Source organism: Neisseria polysaccharea, from assembly GCF_963392925.1.
Classification (GTDB): domain Bacteria; phylum Pseudomonadota; class Gammaproteobacteria; order Burkholderiales; family Neisseriaceae; genus Neisseria; species Neisseria polysaccharea.
In genome coordinates this window covers 1-21,739 of record NZ_CAUJNZ010000017.1, presented here as the reverse complement: position 1 = coordinate 21,739, position 21,739 = coordinate 1, and the positions used below count along the sequence as shown (strand labels likewise).

At 53.3% G+C, this 21,739-nt stretch carries 17 protein-coding genes, 1 tRNA gene and 2 pseudogenes; 8 read left to right on the top strand and 12 right to left on the bottom strand.

Annotation, left to right across the window (positions count from 1 at the left end):
- Positions 1 to 6: 6 nt before the first annotated feature.
- Both RDY34_RS09445 and RDY34_RS09440 read left to right on the top strand, forming a co-directional pair.
- Entirely contained in the window at positions 7 to 1,347 is a 1,341-nt protein-coding gene (locus tag RDY34_RS09445) for a GTPase/DUF3482 domain-containing protein (RefSeq protein ID WP_308073787.1), read from the top strand.
- A pseudogene (locus RDY34_RS09440) lies at positions 1,340 to 1,452 on the top strand (IS5/IS1182 family transposase); the annotation flags it as partial. The gene RDY34_RS09445 and the pseudogene RDY34_RS09440, both read left to right, overlap by 8 nt.
- A 164-nt stretch (positions 1,453 to 1,616) precedes the next feature.
- Here the strand turns inward: RDY34_RS09440 and infB are convergent.
- Genes infB through rimP form a run of 3 tightly spaced genes read right to left on the bottom strand, consistent with a single transcriptional unit; the run spans position 1,617 to position 6,478 of the window.
- Positions 1,617 to 4,505: a translation initiation factor IF-2 gene (gene infB / locus RDY34_RS09435; RefSeq protein ID WP_308073786.1), complete on the bottom strand. Its 2,889-nt coding sequence runs from the start codon at positions 4,503 to 4,505 to the stop codon at positions 1,617 to 1,619.
- Between the two features lie 11 nt (positions 4,506 to 4,516).
- A complete protein-coding gene (gene nusA, locus RDY34_RS09430) occupies positions 4,517 to 6,019 on the bottom strand; it encodes a transcription termination factor NusA (protein ID WP_308073785.1) in 1,503 nt (500 codons plus the stop codon).
- A 27-nt stretch (positions 6,020 to 6,046) separates the two neighbouring features.
- Entirely contained in the window at positions 6,047 to 6,478 is a 432-nt protein-coding gene (gene rimP / locus RDY34_RS09425) for a ribosome maturation factor RimP (RefSeq protein WP_003754549.1), read from the bottom strand.
- 356 nt (positions 6,479 to 6,834) lie between these two features.
- Here rimP and serC point away from each other — a divergent pair, with 356 nt between their 5' ends.
- The 4 genes and pseudogenes from serC to RDY34_RS09405 all read left to right on the top strand — a co-directional run bounded on the left by serC (position 6,835) and on the right by RDY34_RS09405 (position 10,606).
- On the top strand, positions 6,835 to 7,941 hold the full coding sequence (gene serC, locus RDY34_RS09420; protein ID WP_003754551.1) for a phosphoserine transaminase: 1,107 nt from the start codon (positions 6,835 to 6,837) through the stop codon (positions 7,939 to 7,941).
- A 7-nt stretch (positions 7,942 to 7,948) separates the two neighbouring features.
- A pseudogene (locus RDY34_RS09415) lies at positions 7,949 to 8,265 on the top strand (hypothetical protein).
- A gap of 73 nt (positions 8,266 to 8,338) precedes the next feature.
- Positions 8,339 to 9,973: a phosphoethanolamine transferase gene (locus RDY34_RS09410; RefSeq protein WP_308074793.1), complete on the top strand. Its 1,635-nt coding sequence runs from the start codon at positions 8,339 to 8,341 to the stop codon at positions 9,971 to 9,973.
- A gap of 75 nt (positions 9,974 to 10,048) precedes the next feature.
- Complete coding sequence (locus RDY34_RS09405; RefSeq protein ID WP_003714405.1) at positions 10,049 to 10,606, top strand: nitroreductase family protein; 558 nt, start codon at positions 10,049 to 10,051, stop codon at positions 10,604 to 10,606.
- 331 nt (positions 10,607 to 10,937) lie between these two features.
- Here the strand turns inward: RDY34_RS09405 and RDY34_RS09400 are convergent, their stop codons facing one another.
- Entirely contained in the window at positions 10,938 to 11,693 is a 756-nt protein-coding gene (locus tag RDY34_RS09400; RefSeq protein WP_308074794.1) for a formylglycine-generating enzyme family protein, read from the bottom strand.
- Between the two features lie 179 nt (positions 11,694 to 11,872).
- Positions 11,873 to 13,051, bottom strand: a complete 1,179-nt coding sequence (gene nirK / locus RDY34_RS09395) for a copper-containing nitrite reductase (protein WP_025456963.1) — start codon at positions 13,049 to 13,051, stop codon at positions 11,873 to 11,875.
- Positions 13,052 to 13,432: 381 nt separating this feature from the next.
- Between nirK and RDY34_RS09390 the strand changes: the two genes are divergently transcribed.
- Positions 13,433 to 15,688: a nitric-oxide reductase large subunit gene (locus tag RDY34_RS09390; RefSeq protein WP_308074795.1), complete on the top strand. Its 2,256-nt coding sequence runs from the start codon at positions 13,433 to 13,435 to the stop codon at positions 15,686 to 15,688.
- Between the two features lie 101 nt (positions 15,689 to 15,789).
- Here RDY34_RS09390 and RDY34_RS09385 read toward each other — a convergent pair whose 3' ends face one another.
- The 4 genes from RDY34_RS09385 to rnhA all read right to left on the bottom strand — a co-directional run bounded on the left by RDY34_RS09385 (position 15,790) and on the right by rnhA (position 18,605).
- Positions 15,790 to 16,977, bottom strand: coding sequence for an LD-carboxypeptidase (locus RDY34_RS09385; RefSeq protein ID WP_308074796.1), 1,188 nt, complete (start codon positions 16,975 to 16,977; stop codon positions 15,790 to 15,792).
- 39 nt (positions 16,978 to 17,016) lie between these two features.
- Positions 17,017 to 17,421, bottom strand: coding sequence for an HIT family protein (locus tag RDY34_RS09380; RefSeq protein ID WP_002238207.1), 405 nt, complete (start codon positions 17,419 to 17,421; stop codon positions 17,017 to 17,019).
- A 345-nt stretch (positions 17,422 to 17,766) separates the two neighbouring features.
- Positions 17,767 to 17,937, bottom strand: a complete 171-nt coding sequence (locus RDY34_RS09375; RefSeq protein WP_308075285.1) for a hypothetical protein — start codon at positions 17,935 to 17,937, stop codon at positions 17,767 to 17,769.
- Positions 17,938 to 18,167: 230 nt separating this feature from the next.
- On the bottom strand, positions 18,168 to 18,605 hold the full coding sequence (rnhA, locus tag RDY34_RS09370; protein ID WP_036469750.1) for a ribonuclease HI: 438 nt from the start codon (positions 18,603 to 18,605) through the stop codon (positions 18,168 to 18,170).
- A 112-nt stretch (positions 18,606 to 18,717) separates the two neighbouring features.
- Here rnhA and tehB point away from each other — a divergent pair, with 112 nt between their 5' ends.
- A complete protein-coding gene (gene tehB / locus RDY34_RS09365; RefSeq protein ID WP_308075287.1) occupies positions 18,718 to 19,587 on the top strand; it encodes an SAM-dependent methyltransferase TehB in 870 nt (289 codons plus the stop codon).
- Positions 19,588 to 19,644: 57 nt separating this feature from the next.
- Here the strand turns inward: tehB and thiD are convergent, their stop codons facing one another.
- From thiD to RDY34_RS09345, 3 genes are all read right to left on the bottom strand, one after another.
- A complete protein-coding gene (thiD, locus tag RDY34_RS09360; RefSeq protein ID WP_308075284.1) occupies positions 19,645 to 20,451 on the bottom strand; it encodes a bifunctional hydroxymethylpyrimidine kinase/phosphomethylpyrimidine kinase in 807 nt (268 codons plus the stop codon).
- Positions 20,452 to 20,745: 294 nt separating this feature from the next.
- On the bottom strand, positions 20,746 to 20,889 hold the full coding sequence (locus RDY34_RS09355; RefSeq protein WP_192880298.1) for a hypothetical protein: 144 nt from the start codon (positions 20,887 to 20,889) through the stop codon (positions 20,746 to 20,748).
- 581 nt (positions 20,890 to 21,470) lie between these two features.
- Positions 21,471 to 21,546, bottom strand: a tRNA-Glu gene (locus RDY34_RS09345).
- Between the last annotated feature and the right edge of the window lie 193 nt (positions 21,547 to 21,739).

Genomic DNA, 21,739 nt, shown 5'->3' with positions numbered 1-21,739 from the left:
AACACCATGAACACACGCCCCCTTTCCCTCGCCGTCGTCGGACACACCAACACCGGCAAAACCTCGCTCCTGCGTACCCTTTTGCGCGACAGCGGTTTCGGCGAAGTCAGAAACGCCCCATCGACCACGCGCCATGTCGAAGAAGCCTCCATCAGCGACGGCGCAGACACGCTGGTTTTCCTGTACGACACACCCGGACTCGAAGACGCGGGCGGCGTGCTGGAATGGCTGGAAAACCATACGGACAATCGTTCAGACGGCATCGAACGGCTGCAACAGTTTCTCGGCAGCCACGGCGCGCACCATGATTTCAATCAGGAAGCCAAAGTCTTACGGCAAGTCTTGCAAAGCGATATGGCAATGTACGTCATCGACGCGCGCGAGCCGGTTCTCGACAAATATCGGGATGAATTGACCATCCTTTCATGGTGTGCCAAACCAGTTATGCCCGTGTTCAACTTTACCGGCGGACAGCTTCCCGAATCGTGGACAACCATGCTGGCGAGGAGAAACCTGCACGTTTTCGCAGGGTTCGACACCGTCGCCTTTGATTTTGAAGGCGAACTACGCCTGTGGGAAAACCTCGCCACCATGTTGCCCGAACGCAGCACACTTGACCGCCTGACAGCCATGCGCCGGCGCGAATGGCAGCGGCTGGACGGCGAAGCGCGCCGCGAAATCGCCGATTTCCTGCTCGATGCCGCCGCCTTCAGGCAGGAAGTGGACGAAAACGAGGATACCGCCACCGTGCTACAAACCATGCAGGCGGAAATACGCCAACTCGAACGGAAGATGCAGCAGCGGCTGTTTGCCCTCTACCGTTTCTACCACAGCGAAATCGACGGCGGCGACTGGATGCCGCAAGCCTTCCGCCAAGACCCGTTCGACAGCGAATTGCTCAAGCAATACGGTATCCGCACCGGCACGGGCGCGGCAACCGGCGCGCTCATCGGCTTGGGGCTGGACATTGCCACGCTTGGCGGTTCGCTCGGATTGGGTACGGCAATCGGCGGCTTTTTGGGCGGTATCCTGCCCAATACCCGCACCATTTCCGATAAGCTCAACGGTCGCCAAACCCTACACACCGACCCCGAAACCCTGACCCTGCTCGCCGCCCGCGCCCTCGATCTGCTCCACGTCCTGCAAACGCGCGGACACGCGGCACAGTCGGATATTGAGCTGCACAGCCGCAAAGCCCCGTGGGACGCCGCCAGACTCCCGCCCGAACTCAACAAAGCCCGCAGTCATTGGAAATGGTCGTCGCTCAATACGCACCGCCCCGAAACCAGCCGCGCCGAACGCGTCGGATATGTGGAGAAACTTCAAATCCGCCTGTCGAGAAAATAAATATAGTGAATTAAATTTAAATCAGGACAAGGCGGCGAGCCGCAGACAGTACAAATAGTACGGCAAGGCGAGCCAACGCTGTACCGGTTTAAATTTAATTCACTATAATGCCGTCTGAAGCCTGTTTGTATGGCAAGTCAGATTCAAATCGGGATAAGGCAGGAGGGTCGCTGAAGCCGATTTGCGACAAAAAACGGGTTCTGTATGATACAGAACCCGTTTTCCGATGCCGTCTGAAGGCTTCAGACGGCATTTTATTTGCAAAGGAATTACAGGCTGCGGGCAACTTCGACGATGTCGAAGCATTCCAGTTGGTCGCCTTCCATGATTTCGTTGTAGCCTTTAATCATCAGACCGCACTCAAAGCCCATACGGACTTCTTTGACGTCGTCTTTATAGCGTTTCAACGAAGCCAGTTCGCCCGTGTGGATGACCACGTTGTTGCGGATGAGGCGGACATGGGAATCGCGTTTGACCACGCCGTCGGTAACCATACAGCCTGCAATGTTGCCGACTTTTGAAACAGAGATAACCTGACGGATTTCGACCGTACCGGTTACTTGCTCTTTCTCTTCGGGAGAAAGCATACCGCTCATCGCCGCTTTCACATCGTCGATGGCATCGTAGATGATATTGTAGTAGCGGATTTCCACGTTTTCATTTTCGGCAAGTTTGCGCGAAGAGGCATCTGCACGTACGTTAAAGCCGATAATGAACGCGCCCGAAGCGATGGCAAGGTTGACATCAGATTCGGTAATGCCGCCCACGCCGCTGTGCAACACGTTCACTTTCACTTCGTCTGTGGACAGTTTTTTCAGGCTGCCCGCCAAAGCCTCGTAAGAGCCCTGCACGTCTGCCTTGATGATGACCGACAAAGATTGGGCTTGGTTTTCGCCCATATTGTTGAACATGTTTTCCAGTTTCGCAGCCTGTTGCTTGGCCAAGCGTACGTCGCGGTATTTGCCTTGGCGGAAGAGGGCGATTTCGCGCGCTTTTTTCTCGTCGGCCAATACCATCGCGTCTTCACCCGCATTCGGTACGTCGGACAAGCCGAGGATTTCGACAGGGATGGACGGGCCGGCTTCGGTAATGGATTTGCCGTTTTCGTCAACCATCGCACGGATTTTGCCGAATGCCGTACCGGCCAGCAGCATATCGCCTTTTTTCAGCGTACCGCTTTGTACCAAGAGGGTGGCAACCGCACCGCGGCCTTTGTCCAGACGGGCTTCGACGATAATGCCTTTTGCAGGTGCATTGACAGGGGCAGTCAGTTCCAAGACTTCGGCTTCGAGCAATACGGCTTCGAGCAGCGTGTCGATGTTCGTTCCTTTTTTCGCGGAAACGTCGATGAATTGAACCGTGCCGCCCCAATCGTCGGGGATGACTTCGTGTTGGGTCAGTTCCTGACGGATGCGTTCGGGGTTGGCAGAGTCTTTATCGATTTTGTTGACGGCAACCACAATCGGAACGCCTGCCGCTTTGGCGTGGGCAATCGCTTCGATGGTTTGCGGCATCACGCCGTCGTCGGCCGCGACCACGAGAATCACGATGTCGGTTGCTTTCGCACCGCGTGCGCGCATAGCGGTAAAGGCTTCGTGTCCCGGGGTGTCCAAGAAGGTAATCACGCCGCGCGGTGTTTTGACGTGGTACGCGCCGATGTGCTGCGTAATGCCGCCCGCTTCGCCCTGTACCACTTTGGCACGGCGGATGTAGTCCAGCAGCGAGGTTTTGCCGTGGTCGACGTGTCCCATGACGGTAACGACGGGCGGACGCGGCAATGCTTCGGCTTCCACTGCTTCCGCACCTTCGTCCAAGAAGGCTTCGGGATCGTCGGCGGCGGCAGGTTTACCGATATGTCCGAGTTCTTCGACGACAATCAGGGCTGTGTCTTGGTCGATGGATTGGTTGATGGTAACCATCATGCCCATCTTCATCAGGGCTTTGACCACTTCCACACCTTTGACTGCCATTTTGTGCGCCAAATCGGCAACGGTAATGGTTTCGGGAACCAAAACTTCATGAACGACGGGTTCGGTCGGTGCTTGGAAGGCGTGTTGGTTCGGCTCGAGTTTGAGTTTTTTGCCTTTTTTGCCGCCGCGTACGCGCTCGTCGTCGCCATTGCGTGCATTGTTGCGGTCGCGTCCGCCTTTTCCGCCTTTGCCTTTGGCGTTGCGGCCCTGGCCTTCGTCATCACGGTTGTAGCGGTCTTCTTTTTTTGCTTTTGACGGGTTGACAGGTTTATTTTCGACGGCTGGCGCGGCTGCCTGCTGTTTCTCGGCAGGTTTGGCGGGACGCTGTCTGCCGGTTTTGGCTTCCTGTGCGGCTTTTGCCTGTTGTTCTGCCTGTTGTTTCATGGCTTCGCGGCGTGCCTGGCGTTCCTGTTTCTCTTTCAACAGGGCTTCCTGGTGGGCGCGAAGTGCGGCGGCACGGCGAGCCTCTTCATCGCGTTGCGCCTGTTCTTCCGCGCTGACCACGGGTTGCGGCACGGCAGGTGCGGCAGGTTTCGCCGGTTTTTTGGCATCTTTGCCTTTGCCGTTTCGCTCGTGTTTCGGCTTGGCGGCTTTTTCTTTGGGCTCGGCGGGTTTTTCAGACGGCATTTTGTCGGCTTGGACTTTTTCCGCTTTGCTTTCTTCGGCGGGTTTGGTTTCCGCCACAACGGGTGCGGTTTCGGCTTTTGCTTCGGTGGGTTTCTGCGCGGCAGGTTTGGCTTTGTTGCCTGCTTTTGCCGCTTTCAGTTTTGCCGCTTCCGCTTCTGCCTTGGCACGGGCTTCTGCGCGTGCGGCAGCTTCGGCTCGGGCTTTTGCCGCGTCTTCTGCCGTCTGCTCCGGCTGGACAGGTGCGGCTTGGGTTTGGGCGGCTTTTACCTGTGCTGCCAATTCTTCGGCAGAAGGAATGTTGACAGTGCGTCCGCGTTTGCGTGTTTCGACTTTTACGCCGTCAACGGTGCTGACTTCGGTTTTGGTGCGGCGGATGCTGATGGTGCTGCTGTTGCTGCCGTTTTTCTTGGTCAGGTAGGCGTTCAGAAGCTGTTTGTCGTCCAGCGTCAGGGAATCGCTGCCGCTGTTTTTGCTGACGCCGGCTTCTTTCAACTGTTTCAACAGGTCTTCGACGGGGCGTTTCAGCTCGGCGGCAAATTGTTCTACGGTTGTGTTACTCATCTGTACCCCCTTTATTTGTCTTCGGTAAACCAGTGTTCGCGTGCGGTCAGGATGACGGCTTTTGCGGTTTCTTCGTTTACACCGGTAATTTCAATCAGTTCGTCCACGGCAAGCTCTGCCAAGTCGTCGCGGGTGGTAATGCCTGCTTCGGCAAGGCTGCGGAGCATATCGGCATCTACGCCTTCGAGGTTGCGCATATCGTCGGACACTTCGCCCAGTTTTTCTTCGGCGGCAATCGCCATGGTCAGGATGGCATCGCGGGCGCGGTTGCGGAGCATATCGACGATTTCTTCGTCAAATCCTTCAATGGCAAGCAGTTCGGCGGCAGGAACATAGGCGACTTCTTCCAAGGTTGCAAAACCTTCCTGAACCAGTACGTCGGCAGTTTCTTCGTCCACGTTCAAGTGATCCATAAACAGGCGGCGGATGGCGGCATCTTCTGCCGCATTGCGCTCGTCTGCTTCTGCAGAGGTCATGATGTTGAGCTGCCAGCCGGTCAGCTCGGAGGCGAGGCGGACGTTTTGACCGCCGCGTCCGATGGCGAGCGCGAGCTGGTCTTCGGCAACGATGACATCGACGGCGTGTTTGTCTTCGTCGATGACGATGCGGCTGACTTCGGCGGGTGAGAGCGCGCTCATGACGAATTGGGCAGGCTCGGGCGACCAAAGGACAACGTCGATGCGCTCGCCGGACAATTCGTTGCTGACGGCATTGACACGCGAACCGCGAACGCCGATACAGGTGCCTTGCGGATCGATGCGCTGGTCGTTGGCTTTGACGGCGACTTTGGCACGTTGTCCCGGGTCGCGGGCGACAGCGCGGATTTCAAGCATGCCGTCTGCAATTTCAGGTACTTCATTGGCGTACAGTTTGACGAGGAAATCGCCGGAAGTACGGCTCAGGATGACTTGTTTGCGGCCGGTGTTGCCGATTTCTTCGACGCGCAGGAAGAGGGCGCGGATGCGGTCGCCGCTGCGGAAGTTTTCGCGCGGAATCATTTGGTCGCGCGGAATCAGCGCGTCCAGTTTGCCGGCAACGACTTCGACGATGATGCCGTGGCGTTCGACGCGTTTGACCGTGCCGGACACGATGTCTTCTTTGACGGCGAGAAACTCGTTCAGATTCTGCTCGCGCTCGGCATCGCGGATGCGTTGCAGGATGATTTGTTTGGCGGTTTGCGCGGCTTGGCGGCCGAAGCCTTCGTTGGGCAGCTGCTCTTCATAGTATTCGCCGATTTGGATGGCGGTGCCGGGAATTTCCTCTTGGATTTCCTCGATGGTTTTTTCGACATCGGGATAGGTATAGTCTTCATCGGCGACAATCAGCCAGCGGCGGAAGGTTTGGTGTTCGCCGGTGTCGCGGTTGATTTGGACGCGGACATCCATGTGTTCACGGTCTGCCTTTTTCTTGGCGGCGGTAGACAGGGCGAATTCCAGTGCTTGGAAGACGACTTCGGCATCAACGTTTTTTTCGCTTGCCAGCGCTTCTGCCAGTTGCAACATTTCACGGCTCATTTTGAATATCTCCAATATTGTTGTGTTTTAAAATTTGAATTCGGGGCGCAGGCGGGCTTTGTCGATGTTGTCCAACCCGATTTGCACGGTTTTGCCGTCGAAAGAAACGGTAACAGTGTCGTTTTCGCAGCCTTCGATTTTACCGATAAAGTTTTTCTGACCGTCTATCGGCAGACGGGTTTTGATTTTTGCCTGCTGACCGGCAAAGCGCACGAAGTCAGCGGCTTTTTTCAGCGGCCGGTCGAGTCCGGGGCTGGAAATTTCCAGATTTTTATAATCGATGTCTTCCACCATAAACACGCGGCTCAAATGGTTGCTGACGGCGGCGCAGTCTTCGACGGTAATGCCGCCTTCCTTATCGATGAACACGCGCAGCGTCCCTTGTGCGGTCAGTTCGAAATCGACCAGTTCGTAGCCCAAGCCGGGCAGGGTTTTTTCGAGGATGGTCTGAATATCCATACGGCTCCCTAAAGTGCATAATAAAAAAATGGCCGGGCGGCCATTTTTCGTTGGGATTGAAAAATTTTCGGGATTATAACCCTTTTTGCGGAGAAATGAAAGCGTTGATTTGTTTTATATTTTCCAATTTGAAAAAATGGCTGTCCGGCAATGGTTTTTGAAAGGGGGCGGCATTGCCGGCAAAATTTCCGGCAGATTCGGTTTTTTGCCGTTTAATCTTTTTTGAATCAGCGCGTTGTTTCTTTTCCCGGCTGCCGGCGTGTTTTGTTGCACGGGGGTGGGTGTTCCCCCGTCTTGCATAAAGCCCGCCCCAAGCCTAAAATCAGGGCATTTTTTTGACAGTTTGGGGCTGCGTTATGTCTCTTTATCCGATTTACAATTTTTCCGCCGGCCCCGCCGTATTGCCCGAAGCCGTGTTGGAAACGGCGCGGCAGGAAATGTCGGATTACAACGGTACGGGTTTTTCCGTGATGGAAATGAGCCACCGTTCGGATATGTTTTTGAGCATCCTGCATCATGCCGAACAAGACCTGCGGCAGCTTTTGAACATTCCGTCCGACTATAAAATCCTGTTTTTACAGGGCGGGGCGACCACGCAATTCAATATGGCGGTTTTGAATATGGCACGCGGTTTCCGCACCGCCGACGCGGTGGTAACGGGCAACTGGAGCCGTACCGCCTATGAGCAGATGGGGCGGCTGACCGATACGGAAATCCGTTTGGCGGCGCACGGGGGCGAGCAATATGCCTATAAAAACCTGCCTGCGGTGGAGGATTGGGATGTCGATCCGAATTCCGCATTTGTCCATTTTGCGATTAATGAAACCGTAAACGGCCTGCAGTATCAAAACGTCCCCAAGCTTTCAGACGGCCTGCCGCCGCTGGTGTGCGATATGTCGAGCGAAATTTTGTCGCGCGAGTTTGATGTATCCGATTACGGCTTGATTTACGCAGGCGCGCAAAAAAATATCGGTCCGGCCGGTGCGACCGTGGTCATTATCCGCGAGGATTTACTCGAGCGTTGTCCGAACGATATTCCCGATGTGTTCAACTACCGTTCGCACATCAACCGCGACGGTATGTACAACACGCCGTCAACTTACGCGATTTATATGTCGGGGCTGGTGTTCCGCTGGCTGCAGACGCAGGGCGGTGTGAAAAAAATTGAAGCGGTCAATCGGATAAAGGCGCAAACCTTATACGAGGCGATAGACAGCAGCGGCGGTTTTTACATCAACGATATTCATCCTGATGCGCGTTCCAAAATGAACGTGGTCTTCAAAACCGCGAGCGAGGATTTGGATCGACGCTTTGTGTTGGAAGCCGAGTTGCAGGGCTTGTGCCTGCTTAAGGGCTATAAAACCGTCGGCGGTATGCGTGCCAGCATTTATAATGCGATGCCGCTCGAAGGCGTGCGGGCTTTGGCAGATTTTATGCGCGATTTCCAACGGCGTTACGGTTGATGTCCCGATGCCGTCTGAAAGCGGTTTGCGGCTTCAGACGGCATCGGCTGTTTCGGCGTTTTCCGGCGGCGTTCCGGTGCGGCGGTAGGGGGTAAGGCTGCGCTGCCGGTGTTTTTATTCCGGGCGTGATGCTGTTTGCGCCGGACTGTCCCGCCGGGTTTTTCAAATATGAAATGTGTTGCCCCCGCTTTTCCGGCAAGGGCGTTTTCCGCCCGGTTCGAATCTTGCTTCCGATGTTTTTATGTCTGCCGGATGTTTGAATGGCGGGTAGAAACCCCGCACAGCCGCCGTTTTCTTGCCCTGCTTTGCTCCGTTGCCTTATAATTAAGAATCTTTTTCAATAATCCGGATTCCAAATGCCGGATGCCTTTTCCAACCCTTATCCGACACATTCCAAATGATAAAACCGAACCTGAGGCCGAAGCTCGGCTCTTCCGTGCTGATTGCCTTCCTTTCCCTGTATTCTTCGCTGGTATTGAATTACGCCTTTTTTACCAAAGTTGTCGAGCTTCATCCTTTTAACGGCACCGGGGCGGATATCTTCCTCTATACGATGCCGGTGGTGCTGTTTTTTTTAAGTAATTTCGTTTTTCACGCCATTGCCCTGCCTTTTGTGCATAAGGTATTGATTCCGTTGATATTGGTTATCAGTGCGGCGGTATCTTACCAAGAAATATTTTTCAATATCTATTTCAACAAGTCGATGTTGAATAATGTCTTGCAAACTACGGCTGCCGAAAGCGCGCGCCTGATTACGCCGGGTTATGTGCTGTGGATTGTATGTTTGGGCGTATTGCCCGCGCTGGCGTATATCGCCGTCAAGGTCAAATACCGCGTTTGGTATAAGGAGCTTTTGACGCGCCTTGTGCTTGCCGCCGTTTCCTTTTTGTGCGCGTTGGGCATCGCGATGTTGCAATATCAGGATTACGCCTCGTTTTTCCGCAACAATAAATCAGTAACCCATTTGATTGTGCCGTCTAATTTCATCGGCGCGGGCGTGTCGAAATACAAAGATTGGAAGCGTTCCAATATTCCTTATACGCAATTGGATATGGCGGTCGTGCAAAACCGCCCGGCCGGCAGCCTGCGCCGTTTCGTGGTGCTGATCGTGGGCGAGACCACGCGTGCCGCCAACTGGGGTTTGAACGGTTACAGCCGCCAAACTACGCAGCTGCTTGCCGCGCGCGGCGATGAAATTGTCAATTTCCCGCAGGTCAGAAGCTGCGGCACATCGACCGCGCACTCCCTGCCGTGTATGTTCTCAACCTTCGACCGCACGGATTATGACGAAATCAAAGCCGAACACCAAGACAACCTGCTGGACATCGTGCAGCGCGCCGGCGTGGAAGTTACCTGGTTGGAAAACGATTCCGGCTGCAAGGGCGTGTGCGGCAAAGTGCCGAATACCGACGTTACCTCGCTCAACCTGCCCGAATACTGCCGCAACGGCGAGTGCCTCGACAATATCCTGCTGACCAAGTTCGACGAAGCCCTCAACAAAAATGATAAAGACGCGGTTTTGATTCTGCATACCATCGGCAGTCACGGGCCGACGTATTACGAACGCTATACCGAAGCCGAACGCAAATTCACGCCGACCTGCGACACCAACGAAATCGACAAATGCGCCCGCGCCACGTTGGTTAACACTTACGACAATACGGTTTTGTATGTGGACCAGTTTATCGACAAGGTTATCCGCAAACTTGAAAACCGCGACGATTTGGAAAGCGTGGTGCATTATGTTTCCGACCACGGCGAAAGTTTGGGCGAAAACGGGATGTACCTGCACGCCGCGCCTTATGCCATCGCGCCTTCCGGACAGACGCATATCCCGATGGTTATGTGGTTTTCCAAAGCCTTCCGCCAACACGGGGGCATAGATTTCCAATGCCTCAAGCAAAAAGCGGCGGAAAACGAATATTCGCACGACCACTATTTCAGCACGGTATTGGGGCTGATGGACATTTCAAACAGCCAAACCTATCGGAAGGATATGGATATATTGGCAGCCTGCCGCCGTCCGCGCTGATGCCGGATATGCCGTCTGAAGCCTTCAGACGGCATATGTGTCCGAACACCCGACCGACGACCGGAGTATAACGATATGGATGCTTTAAAATTATTGACGAACCGCCGATCTTCCAAAAAGCTGAAGCCCCCCGCCCCCGATGCGGCGGAGTTGGAACAAATATTGCAGGCGGCAACCCAAGTTCCCGACCACGGCAATATGCGCCCCTTCCGCTTCACCGTCATCCGGACCGAAGCCGGATTGCAACGTTTCCGCCGTATCTTGGCGCAGACGGTTACCGAATTGAATTTCGGCGCGGAGGCGTTACAAAAGGCTGAAAAAGTAGGCAATATGGCGCCGATGGTCATCGGGGTAACGTTTGCGCCCAACCGGGAAGTCGCCAAGCCGAAGCCGGAATGGGAGCAGATGCTGACGGCAGGCTGTGCGGCGTATGCCTTGCAGCTGGCGGCAACGGCGCAAGGTTTCGATAATGTGTGGATAACGGGAATGTGGGTCAACAGCCCCCTGTTGCGTGAGGCTTTCGGATGTGCGGATAAGGATAAAATCATCGGGCTGATGATGGTCGGTACGCCGACAGAGGAAGCGCATAAGCCCAAAAATACCGATTTGGAAGCGTTTGTCAGCCATTGGTAAACGGAATCTCAAATAAAATGCCGTCTGAAAGGCTTTCAGACGGCATTTTGTTTGAAAAATCAGTGCAAGCGCATAAGTTATAGCGGATTAACTTTAAACCGGTACGGCGTTGCCTTGTATTTGTACTGTCTGCGGCTTCGCCGCCTTGTCATGATTTAAAGTTAATCCACTATAAAACATCGGCGGTATTTTGTCAGGTTCGCTGCAAGATAAATCTGTTGTCCGGTAAGCATCTGCCGGATTGCGCGACTGTGAGACAACCCCATAATTTTTCAGGAAAAAACAGCGGTACTTTTCAGTACCGCCAAAGCTGCTTTGGTAATTGAAGGGGTTATCGGCTTGCGCAACGGAAGCCCAAGTTGTGCAAGACATATTTGGATTGCAGGCTGGTGCGGATGCCGTAGCGGAGGAAGGCGGCATAGTTGGACGAGTCGCTCGACCCGATAGACGCGCCGCTGCAAAACATTTGCGCGTTGGCATTGCCGGAAGAAAGCAGGCTGCTGTTGAAATCTTCCGTCCATTCCCAAATCAGACCGTGCATATCATAAACGCCCCAGTAGTTCGGGCGGCCTTTGCCGACATCGTGCAGGCCTTTCCGTCCGCCGTCGGCATACCAATCGAGAATAGTGCGGTTGTAGCCGGGTTCGTTTGAGCCGTTTTTCTGCGTGGCGGAAGCAAGTCCGGCAAATTCCCATTCGTCAATGGTCGGCAGGCGTTTGCCTTGTGCGGCGCAATAGGCGTTGGCGGCAAACCAGGAAATATTGGTTACCGGTTGTTTTAATTCGCCCGCCTTCGGCGCATAGCTGCGGCTGCCGTTTTTCATCCAATGCTTCAGGTAAGCGGGTTCTGCCTGTTTGGAACCGATCCTGCCTTTTTGCCATTGGGGGTGGCTGTTGACAAATTCGGCAAACTCGGCATTGGTAACGGGATATTTATCCAGTTTGAATGGTTTGACTTTAATCAGACCGGTATCTTTTTTCAGATAAAGCGGGCGGTAGCTGCCGCCTTCGATTTGAACCATTTCGGCAGCTGCCGCTTGAGTGCCGGCGAGTGCCGCACAGAGAAAGAGTAACCGGGTAAACTTCATATCATGCCTCCTGACAGGCAGTTAAAATTGATTTTTCAGACGGCATTTTAAACAAAAAGCCGCGAATGCCGTCTGAAGAATCAATCTTCCGAAAGGAAAGATTGGTTGTTAAAAAACCACTGCCGTGCGTAATGAAGTACGGCGGCAGTGGTTTGTCCTGCTAATGACGGGTATCCGATTTAATAAACGCTTTTTTCGGATGCAGAGGCTGCCGGGGCAGAAGCAGCCGGTGCGGAAGCAGCAGGGGCAGAAGCCGCGCCGCTGCCGGCGTAAGCGGTATCACTCAATTTTTGAGTCATGATTTCAGGGTTTTCCGCACCCTCTACTTTCAATTGCCCCAACGCGCCTTTGTTGAATGCGCGGAAGATGGAGTGGTCGACCAAAGTGTAGCTGCCTGGGATGTCGACTTTGAATTCGACGATGGCAGAACCGCCGGCAGGAACGATGGTGCTTTGTACGTTTTCGTTGATCAGTTTGCCGCCTTCAACATAAACTTTGTCGAAGATTTCGCCGATGACGTGGAAGGAAGACACCAAGTTCGGGCCGCCGTTACCGACGTACATACGCACGGTTTCGCCTGCTTTGGCTTTCAGCGCGTTATCGCCGGCGATAGAACCTACATGACCGTTGAATACGACGTATTCAGGCTGTTCGGCAACGGCTTTGTCCATATCGAACGGTTGCAGACCTTGAGCGCCTTTTTTGCCTTTGGTGTAGAAGTCGCCTTGGACGATGTAGAACTCTTTATCCACTTTCGGCAGGCCTTCTTTAGGCTCGACCAAAATCAGACCGTACATACCGTTGGCGATGTGCATACCGACCGGCGCAACGGCGCAGTGGTAGATGTACAGACCCGGTTGCAGGGCTTTGAAGCTGAATGTGGAAGTGCGACCCGGGGCGGTAAAGGTTGCGGCTGCACCGCCGCCCTGACCGGTTGCGGCGTGGAAGTCGACGTTATGGGGAACGGTAGAAGACGGGTTGTTGGAGAATTCGACTTCAACCGTATCGCCTTCGCGTACGCGGATCATACGGCCCGGAACGTCGCCGTCAAATGTCCAGTAGCGGTATTCCACCCCGTCGTCCATTTTCATGGTTTTTTCGACGGTTTCCATTTTTACGCGTACTTTGGCAGGATAGTCGCGGTCGATTGCGGGAGGTACTTCAGGAGCGTGGGTGGTAACTGCATCGATGACGGGCAGTTCGCCTGCAGGCGTTTCGGCGGCAGCTTGTGCGGCGGAACTTGCGGCTTCTGCGGAAGCGGCAGGGGTTTCGGCAGGGGCTTGAGCAGCTTGTTCGCCACCGCAGGCGGCTAAAGCAAACATAGAAGCGATAATTGCAGCTAAGGCTTGGCGTTTCATGATGTTTTCCTTTTGTAAGAAAAGTAAATTGTCCTGAAAGGATTGGTTAAGAACTGATGTGATTATGCGGTTGCTTACCTATGTATATTTTGATTTAGGTCAAGTAATTCAATAAATATGAACTTAAAATGACACTTCTAATACTTTATAACTACTAAAAATTACAATGAATAGACTGATTTGCTAGGGGCTTCGGCAGAGCAGGCAAAGGCAGGGTAATTTCCGAGTAAAGAATAATGATAGTTATTATCATATATGTATTTGTTTTATATGTGAGTTTGTTTGAACAAATGTTTATTTGCGCGGTAAACCGTGCTACAATCTTTAACATTCATATTCTGTGAATTTTAAACAACTGCTTTATTAAAAGGAGCTCTTAAAATGGGACAGTACAAGAAGCTGTGGTACTTGCTGTTTGCCGTTCTGGCGGTATGCTTTACCATTCTTGGCTATATGGGCAGCGAGGTTTATAAGAAAGCCCCGCCTTACCCCGAACAGGTCGTTTCCGCATCAGGCAAAGTGCTGATGACGAAAGACGATATTTTGGCAGGTCAGTCTGCGTGGCAGAGTACCGGCGGTATGGAAGTCGGTTCGATTCTGGGTCACGGCGCATATCAGGCTCCGGACTGGACGGCCGACTGGCTGCATCGTGAGTTGTCCGCTTGGTTGGATTTGACCGCGCAACAGACTTACGGCAAAAAATTCGATGAAGTTTCCCCTGAAGAACAAGCCGTTCTGAAAACCCGACTGGCTGACGAATACCGCAACCAAAGCCGTGTGAAGGAAGACGGTTCTGTAGTCATCAGCGATACGCGCGTGAAAGCCATCGAAAGCATCCTGCCTTATTATCACGGCGTTTACGGCGACGATCCCAAGTTGCAAACCACCCGCGAACACTTTGCAATGAAAAACAACACATTGCCAAGTCAGGAAGCGCGTGAAAAACTGTTCGACTTCTTCTTCTGGACTTCTTGGTCTGCTTCGACCAACCGTCCCGGCGAGGTCTTTACCTACACCAACAACTGGCCGCACGAGCCTTTGATTAACAATGTACCGACTACTGAAAACTACATGTGGTCGTTTACCAGTGTTGTACTGCTCTTGATGGGCATCGGTTTGTTGATGTGGGGTTATTCCTTCCTGACCAAACACGAGGAAGTGGAAGTGCCGTCTGAAGACCCGATTTCCAAAATCCAACTGACCCCTTCGCAAAAAGCATTGGGCAAATACGTCTTCCTGACAGTTGCCCTGTTTGTGGTACAAGTATTGCTGGGCGGTCTGACCGCGCACTACACCGTCGAAGGTCAAGGTTTCTACGGCATCGATGAGGCGTTGGGCTTTGAAATGTCCGACTGGTTTCCCTATGCCCTGACCCGTACTTGGCACATCCAATCCGCCATCTTCTGGATTGCAACCGGCTTTTTGACGGCAGGTTTGTTCCTCGCGCCGATTGTCAACGGCGGCAAAGATCCCAAGTTCCAACGTGCAGGCGTGAACTTCCTCTATATCGCCCTCTTCATCGTGGTCGGCGGTTCTTACGCGGGCAACTTCTTCGCGTTGACGCACATCCTTCCCCCCGAATTGAATTTCTGGTTCGGACACCAAGGTTACGAATACCTCGATTTGGGACGTTTCTGGCAACTTCTGTTGATGGTCGGTCTGTTGTTGTGGCTGTTCCTGATGTTGCGTTGCACTATCTCTGCCTTTAAAGAAAAAGGCGTGGATAAAAACCTGCTGGCGATCTTTGTTGCTTCCATGGTTGGTGTTGGTGTGTTCTACGCACCGGGCCTGTTCTATGGCGAAAAATCTCCGATTGCCGTAATGGAATACTGGCGCTGGTGGGTGGTTCACCTGTGGGTGGAAGGTTTCTTCGAAGTGTTCGCTACCGCTGCCTTCGCATTTATCTTCTACAACATGGGCTTTGTCCGCCGTAGTACCGCTACTGCTTCTACCCTGGCTGCAGGTGCTATCTTCATGCTGGGCGGTATCCCGGGTACGTTGCACCACTTGTATTTCTCCGGCTCTACTTCTGCTTCTATGGCAATCGGTGCCTGCTTCTCCGCTTTGGAGGTAGTACCGCTGGTATTGCTGGGCCGTGAAGCATACGAACACTGGTCTTACCAACACTTGTCCGATTGGGCGAAACGTTTGCGTTGGCCGCTGATGTGCTTCGTGGCAGTCGCCTTTTGGAATATGATCGGTGCCGGCGTATTCGGCTTCCTGATCAATCCGCCGATTTCCCTGTTCTATATCCAAGGTTTGAATACTTCTGCCGTTCACGCGCACGCCGCCTTGTTCGGTGTGTACGGTTTCTTGGCTCTGGGCTTCGTATTGCTGGTTGCCCGTTATTTGAAACCGAACGCGCAGTTTGATGACAAACTGATGACTTGGGGCTTCTGGCTGCTCAACGGCGGCTTGGTCGGTATGATTGTTATCAGCCTGCTGCCTGTCGGCGCGATTCAGGCATACGCCTCCATCACGCACGGTCTGTGGTATGCCCGCAGCGAAGAGTTCCTGCAAATGGAAATCCTCGATACCTTGCGTTGGGTACGTACGGCAGCTGACTTGATCTTTATCGGCGGTGCAATCTGCGTTGCCATCCAAGCTACTAAAATCGTATTCGGCCGGGACAAATAAGTTTTAGCCTGAAAATGGAAACCGCACCTGCCATCAGGTGCGGTTTTTTTACAGGGAAATGCCGTCTGAAGGCTTCAGACGGCATTTGTCCGTTTGCGGGTTTATTCCGAAATATCGGCAACACCGCTTTCGGGGAAGATAGGCAAATTCGGCGGTGGGAGCAGAGTATCCAAAGTCAGGGCGGACGCATCGAGTGTGGGGTAGCCTTCAAACGCGACCGAATAACCGCCGTTTCCGTTCATACGGATTCGGGCGTGCGCGCCCAGCGGGAAAGTAATTTTGTCGGCAATATGTCCGAACGGGAAACCTGTCAGCACAGGAATTTTTGCCGTACGCGAAATATGGTTGACCACGGTAGAAAAATCATAAGACGAATCGTATACATCGCGGATATTGCCCATACGGAAATCGCCGAACACGATGGCGCGTTGTTTGTCCAAAATACCCGAAAGATACAGCGTATTGAGCATACGTTCGATGCGGTAGGGCTGTTCGCCGACATCTTCGAGAAACAAAATGCCACCGTCGATGTCGGGCATATAAGGCGTACCGGCGAGCGAGGCGAGGACGCTTAAGTTGCCGCCCCACAACGTGCCTTCGGTTTCGACATTGGCGCGTTGGATATAAGGAACATCAACGGTTAGGCGGTTTTGGGTTGCCCCCTTGATAAAGGCATCCATCGTAAACACGCTGGGGGAGGGTTTGCCGAATTCGCTGTATGCCATCGGACCGGCAAAACTCATCATATTGCCTTTTGCCAAGAGTGCCAGCTGGACGGCGCAAACATCACTAAAGCCGAAAAACAGCGTACCGCGTTCGCGCATTCTTGCGCCGAGCGAGGCAAAATCAATATGCGGCAGAATGCGTGCCGCACCATAACCGCCGCGCAAACCCATCAGGACTTTCGGCATAGCAACGCGACCGGAAGCGACATCTTGGAAATCGGTGGCACGTTGTGCATCCGTACCGGCAAACCGTTGGAAGCGGCGGCTGCCCGCCTGTTGGTTGGTTACGGTAAAACCGGCATTGTAAAGGCGGGTCAATGCAGTATTGACGCGGTTGATGTCTTCGGCAAAGCCTGAGGAGGCGACAATACGCAGAAGATTGTCGGCAGAATTAGAATGGCGTGGTGGTTCGGGGTACACGGTTCGGGCTTTCGCAACAGGGTGAGAGGGAGAGGATGGGGTATTGTTTGAAGCAGGCGCAGTACCGCAAGCCTGAAGCAGTCCCGCGCCTGCGGCGGCGGTGCAGGTTTTCAGAAAACGGCGGCGGGAGGTCGGTTCGGTCATAATTTCCCTTTCATACGGTTTCAGACGGCATCGGCGGGCTTAAAGCAGCTTTTTAAGTTGTTCCGTCCAATCTTGCGGCAGGGTCATACCGTGTTTCCGGACTGGGTTTGCCCAAATCGGCGCAGGGAAAGACGCATCGTTTTCAAAGCGGGCGATAATATGCCAGTGCAGGTGCGGCACGACATTGCCCAAGCTGGCGAGGTTGATTTTTGCCGGCCGGAACACTTGGCGCATAGCGGCTTCGACTTTGTACACCATTTCCATCAATTCGCCGCGTTCGGCAGCCGAAAGGTCGGTCATTTCGGCAATATGCTTACGCCAAATGACGCGGCAGAATGCAGGCGAACCACTATCGTTATGGACGGCGATGACGCGCAGCTTGGGGGTTTGCAGCAAAATATCTTCATCTTGTGCCGTACAGATGGGGCAGGGTTGGGCGGTCATTTTTCCTTATTCCTGAAAGTGTTTAAAAAACGGTAGGGCAATTTCTGATATAGTGGATTAACAAAAATCAGGACAAGGCGACGAAGCCGCAGACAGTACAAATAGTACGGAACCGATTCACTTGGTGCTTCAGCACCTTAGAGAATCGTTCTCTTTGAGCTAAGGCGAGGCAACGCAGTACTGGTTTAAAGTTAATCCACTATAGTTTAATTTGTCTGTCCGCATTGCCGCTAATTGTACCACTTCATCGTGTTTCCTTTTCGGTTGAAACCCCGCCACTCGGACATCTGTCCTTCGGGGCGGCAGGATCAGACTTTATTCGGGAGGGGAGTAACCCCTTCCAAATCAGGACGACACATAGGGTGGTGCTTTATGTGTCGTCCTGTGTGTTGAAACATATCGGACGCATTTGAACAGTGATGCGGCAAACTGTTTTAGCGGCAGGCAAGAGATGCCGTCTGATGCCGTCTGAAGCCCCTTAGCCGTCATTCCCGGGTAGGTAGTTGCTACGGTCACTAAAATCCCGTCATTCCCTCAAAAACAGAAAACCAAAATCAGAAACCTAAAATCCCGTCATTCCCGCGCAGGCGGGAATCTAGGTCTGTCGGCACGGAAACTTATCGGGTAAAACGGTTTCTTTAGATTTTACGTTCCAGATTCCCGCTTTCGTGGGAATGACAGTGGAGGACGATGCCGTCTGAATCCCATTAGCGGTTTCAGACGGCATTTTCTTGTCGGTGCGGCAGTCAGGAAAACTGCGCTGCGCCACGGTTTGCCAAATCGTCGGCGCGTTCGTTTTCGGCGTGTCCCGCGTGTCCTTTCACCCAAGTCCAACTGACTTGGTGCCGTCCGACCAGCGCGTCGAGTTCTTTCCACAAGTCGTCGTTTTTGACGGGCTGTTTGGCGGCGGTTTTCCAGCCGTTGCGCTTCCAGCCGTGTATCCAGTTTTCCATACCGTTTTTGACGTATTGCGAGTCGGTGCAGATGATGACGGTGCAGCGGCGTTTGAGCGATTTCAGCCCTTCGATGACGGCGGTCAGCTCCATACGGTTGTTGGTGGTTTGCGCCTCGCCGCCGAAAAGTTCTTTTTCGCGGCTGCCGTAGCGCATCAACACGCCCCAGCCGCCCGCGCCGGGATTGCCTTTGCACGCGCCGTCGGTGTAAAGGTAAACAGGTGTGTCCATATTGTGCCTTTGTGTGGTGTCCGGCGTGATTATAAGCGGTTTGCGCGCCGTGCCGTCTGAAAGATTGCGGCGGATTGAAATAGGCATATAATGTGCAACTTTATTTTTGAATATGAAGGAGCGGATAGTGGGTCAAAGTGGCGAGTTGTTTTGTTTCGGACAAATGCCCGTATGGAAAGTGGAAAACCTGCCGGAAGTTTTGTTGTCGGGTTATGCGTCCGAAGAAGGGGAGTGGGTCTGTCTGAATGTGTTGCAGGGCGATGTCGAAGTCCGCACGCAGGACGGGGTGACGGAGGTTTGGTCGGCGGAAAGCGACGATTGCGTGTTTGCGCCGCAGCAGGTGTTTTCTGTCAAACCGAAAACGGACGATGCCGAAATCCGTTTGTCGCTGTATTGCACGGCGGCAGACTATTTTCACAAAAAATACGGGATGAGTGCCACGCATTCTGCGGTCGCGGCGGCACAGGATACCGTACCGGCGGGCAGGGCGTTGGATATGGGCTGCGGACAGGGGCGCAACGCGCTGTTTCTCGGTTTGAAGGGGTTTGACGTAACCGCCGCCGATTGCAATCCCGCCGCCTTGGCAAACGTGGCGGAGCTGGCAGAGGCGGAGGGCTTGAACGTCCGCACGCTGGAATATGATTTGAACGCCGCCGCCTTGCAGGATGAGTTTGATTGTATTGTGGCAACAGTGGTGCTGATGTTCCTGATGCCGCAGCGCGTGCCTGACGTGATTGCCGATATGCAGGCGCATACGGCGGCGGGCGGGTACAACTTAATCGTATCGGCAATGGATACGGCGGATTTCCCTTGTCCGATGTCGTTCCCTTTTAAATTTAAAGAGGGAGAGCTGAAGGATTATTATCGGGATTGGGAGCTGGTCGAATATAAAGAAGAATTGGGCGCGATGCACGCCAAAGACGAAAACGGCAATCCGATACGGTTTAAATTTGTAACGATGCTGGCGAAAAAACCAGGATAAGCCGCGCCGGACGATGCCGTCTGAACCCGAAAAGGCGTTCAGACGGCATTTTTACGTCTAGTCCCGATACGCCCAATGATTGACCGGCCCGTGTCCCGCGCCGATTTCCAAAGGGTTTGAGATTGCCGCCGTGATGTAGGCCTTGGCAGTCTGTACGGCTTTGCAAACGTCTAAGCCTTTTGCCAACTCGGCGGTAATGCAGGCGGAAAACGTGCAGCCCGTGCCGTGCGTGTGGGCGGTCGGAAAGCGCGGGCTGTCCAATTCCAGCGTTTCGTTTTGCGTAAACAGCCAATCCGTGCAGCGTCCGCTTGTGCTGCCGTTCAAATGTCCGCCTTTGATGACGACATTTTTGACACCGTAATCAAGCAGGATTTTTGCCGCGCGTTCCGCATCTTTGCGGCTTTCGATATGCACGCCCGTCAAGGCTTCCGCCTCGGGCAGGTTGGGGGTCAGGATGTCCGTGTCAGGCAGCAGCAGGCGCGTCAGTGCCGCAACGGCGGAATCCTGCAACAGCGGCGCACCGCCTTTGGCAATCATCACAGGGTCGAGTACGCGCCTGCCGAAGTCGCAGTGTTTCAGCTTGTCGGCAACACATTCGATGATTTCCACCGTGCCGAGCATTCCTATTTTGTAGGCGCGGATGTCAAAGTCTTCCCTGATTGCTTGGATTTGTGCGGTGATGGTTTCGGTCGGGACGAGGTGCACCGCCGACACGCCCAAGGTATTTTGCGCGGTAACGGCGGTGATGACACACGTTCCGAACACGCCGCGCATCTGAAACGTTTTCAAATCCGCCTGAATGCCCGCACCGCCGCCCGAATCCGAACCGGCGATGCTTAGGGACTGTACGAAAGAGCCTTTCATTATGTTTCCTTTTCGGTTGAAACTCCGCCCTTTGTGGTAGAGTCAGACTTTGTTTGGAAGGGGTGTAACCCCTTCCGAATCAGGACGGCACATAGGGCGGTGCTTTATGTGTCGTCCTGTGTGTTGAAACCTTAATATTGCGTCCGATAAAAAGGGCTACTGCCTATAAAAAAGCACGGCGATGCCGTCTGAAAACCGCAGCGCGGGGTTTGTGGTGCATTATATGTCGTATTGCAGGACAAGGCACAGGGCAGGGCGGCAGGGTGCATCGTAGGATGGGCTGTAGGGTGGGCTTCAGCCCACCACTCCCGCCACCCAATTAACCCAACCAACTCCTACCGCCCCCGCCAATCCCGCCATTTCGTAAACCGCGTCAGGCGGACGTTCCTGCCTGCTCCAACCCTCGATTTCCCGATGCCTTCGGATGCGGGGTTGCATTTATCGGTTTGGGTGGAAACGGCGGGATTGGTGGGCTGAAGCCCACCCTACAGCCCACCCTACGATATAAAGAAAATACCACCAAGCGGTATGGAAGCGGAAACAATGGTAGGGTGGGCTTCAGCCCACCGCTTCAGACGGCATCGTCCCACCGTCCTTCCCGCGAAAGCGGGAATCCAGACCATTGGGCGGCGGAAATATTCAAAAGTCGTCTGAAAGTCCGAGATTCTAGATTCCCGTTTTCACGGGAATGACGAAGGGTGCGGGAATATTCAAAGGTTATCTGAAAATTTAGAGGTTCTAGATTCCCGTTTTCACGGGAATGACGAAAAGTTGCGGGAATGACGGAGTTTCAGACGGCATCCGCGCCCACCGTCATTCCCACGAAAGTGGGAATCCAGACCTGTCGGCACGGAAACTTATCGGATAAAACGGTTTCTTCAACCCTACGCTCTAGATTCCCGTTTTCACGGGAATGACGAAAAATTGCGGGAATGACAAAAAATTACGGGAATGACGAAGGGTGCGGGAATGACGATTCATAATAAAAAAACCTGCTTGAAACAAGCAGGTTTTTGAATTGGCACGCCCACGGGGATTCGAACCCCGGTTGCCGCCGTGAAAGGGCAGTGTCCTAGGCCTCTAGACGATGGGCGCGTGAAGGTGCGTTATTTTACAAGGCTTCGGAAACTTGTCAAGCCTGTTGCGTAAAACCGATGGTGGAAATGTAAATTTCTGCCGGTTTAAATATATAAAATCTATAAATATCAACAAATTGATTGTATTTTTTTTTTTTTTTTTTTTTTTTTTTTTTTTTTTTTTTTTTTTTTTTTTTTTTTTTTTTTTTTTT

Excerpts from the sequence above, each read along its gene's own strand:
- serC (WP_003754551.1), top strand. The coding sequence starts at position 6,835 with ATGTCTCTTTATCCGATTTACAATTTTTCCGCCGGCCCCGCCGTATTG.
- RDY34_RS09355 (WP_192880298.1), bottom strand. The coding sequence starts at position 20,889 with ATGCAACCCCGCATCCGAAGGCATCGGGAAATCGAGGGTTGGAGCAGG.
- nusA (WP_308073785.1), bottom strand. The coding sequence starts at position 6,019 with ATGAGCCGTGAAATGTTGCAACTGGCAGAAGCGCTGGCAAGCGAAAAA.
- RDY34_RS09400 (WP_308074794.1), bottom strand. The coding sequence starts at position 11,693 with ATGAAGTTTACCCGGTTACTCTTTCTCTGTGCGGCACTCGCCGGCACT.
- nirK (WP_025456963.1), bottom strand. The coding sequence starts at position 13,051 with ATGAAACGCCAAGCCTTAGCTGCAATTATCGCTTCTATGTTTGCTTTA.
- rnhA (WP_036469750.1), bottom strand. The coding sequence starts at position 18,605 with ATGGACACACCTGTTTACCTTTACACCGACGGCGCGTGCAAAGGCAAT.
- rimP (WP_003754549.1), bottom strand. The coding sequence starts at position 6,478 with ATGGATATTCAGACCATCCTCGAAAAAACCCTGCCCGGCTTGGGCTAC.
- RDY34_RS09445 (WP_308073787.1), top strand. The coding sequence starts at position 7 with ATGAACACACGCCCCCTTTCCCTCGCCGTCGTCGGACACACCAACACC.
- RDY34_RS09385 (WP_308074796.1), bottom strand. The coding sequence starts at position 16,977 with ATGACCGAACCGACCTCCCGCCGCCGTTTTCTGAAAACCTGCACCGCC.
- RDY34_RS09405 (WP_003714405.1), top strand. The coding sequence starts at position 10,049 with ATGGATGCTTTAAAATTATTGACGAACCGCCGATCTTCCAAAAAGCTG.
- RDY34_RS09380 (WP_002238207.1), bottom strand. The coding sequence starts at position 17,421 with ATGACCGCCCAACCCTGCCCCATCTGTACGGCACAAGATGAAGATATT.
- tehB (WP_308075287.1), top strand. The coding sequence starts at position 18,718 with ATGAAGGAGCGGATAGTGGGTCAAAGTGGCGAGTTGTTTTGTTTCGGA.
- RDY34_RS09390 (WP_308074795.1), top strand. The coding sequence starts at position 13,433 with ATGGGACAGTACAAGAAGCTGTGGTACTTGCTGTTTGCCGTTCTGGCG.
- RDY34_RS09410 (WP_308074793.1), top strand. The coding sequence starts at position 8,339 with ATGATAAAACCGAACCTGAGGCCGAAGCTCGGCTCTTCCGTGCTGATT.
- thiD (WP_308075284.1), bottom strand. The coding sequence starts at position 20,451 with ATGAAAGGCTCTTTCGTACAGTCCCTAAGCATCGCCGGTTCGGATTCG.
- infB (WP_308073786.1), bottom strand. The coding sequence starts at position 4,505 with ATGAGTAACACAACCGTAGAACAATTTGCCGCCGAGCTGAAACGCCCC.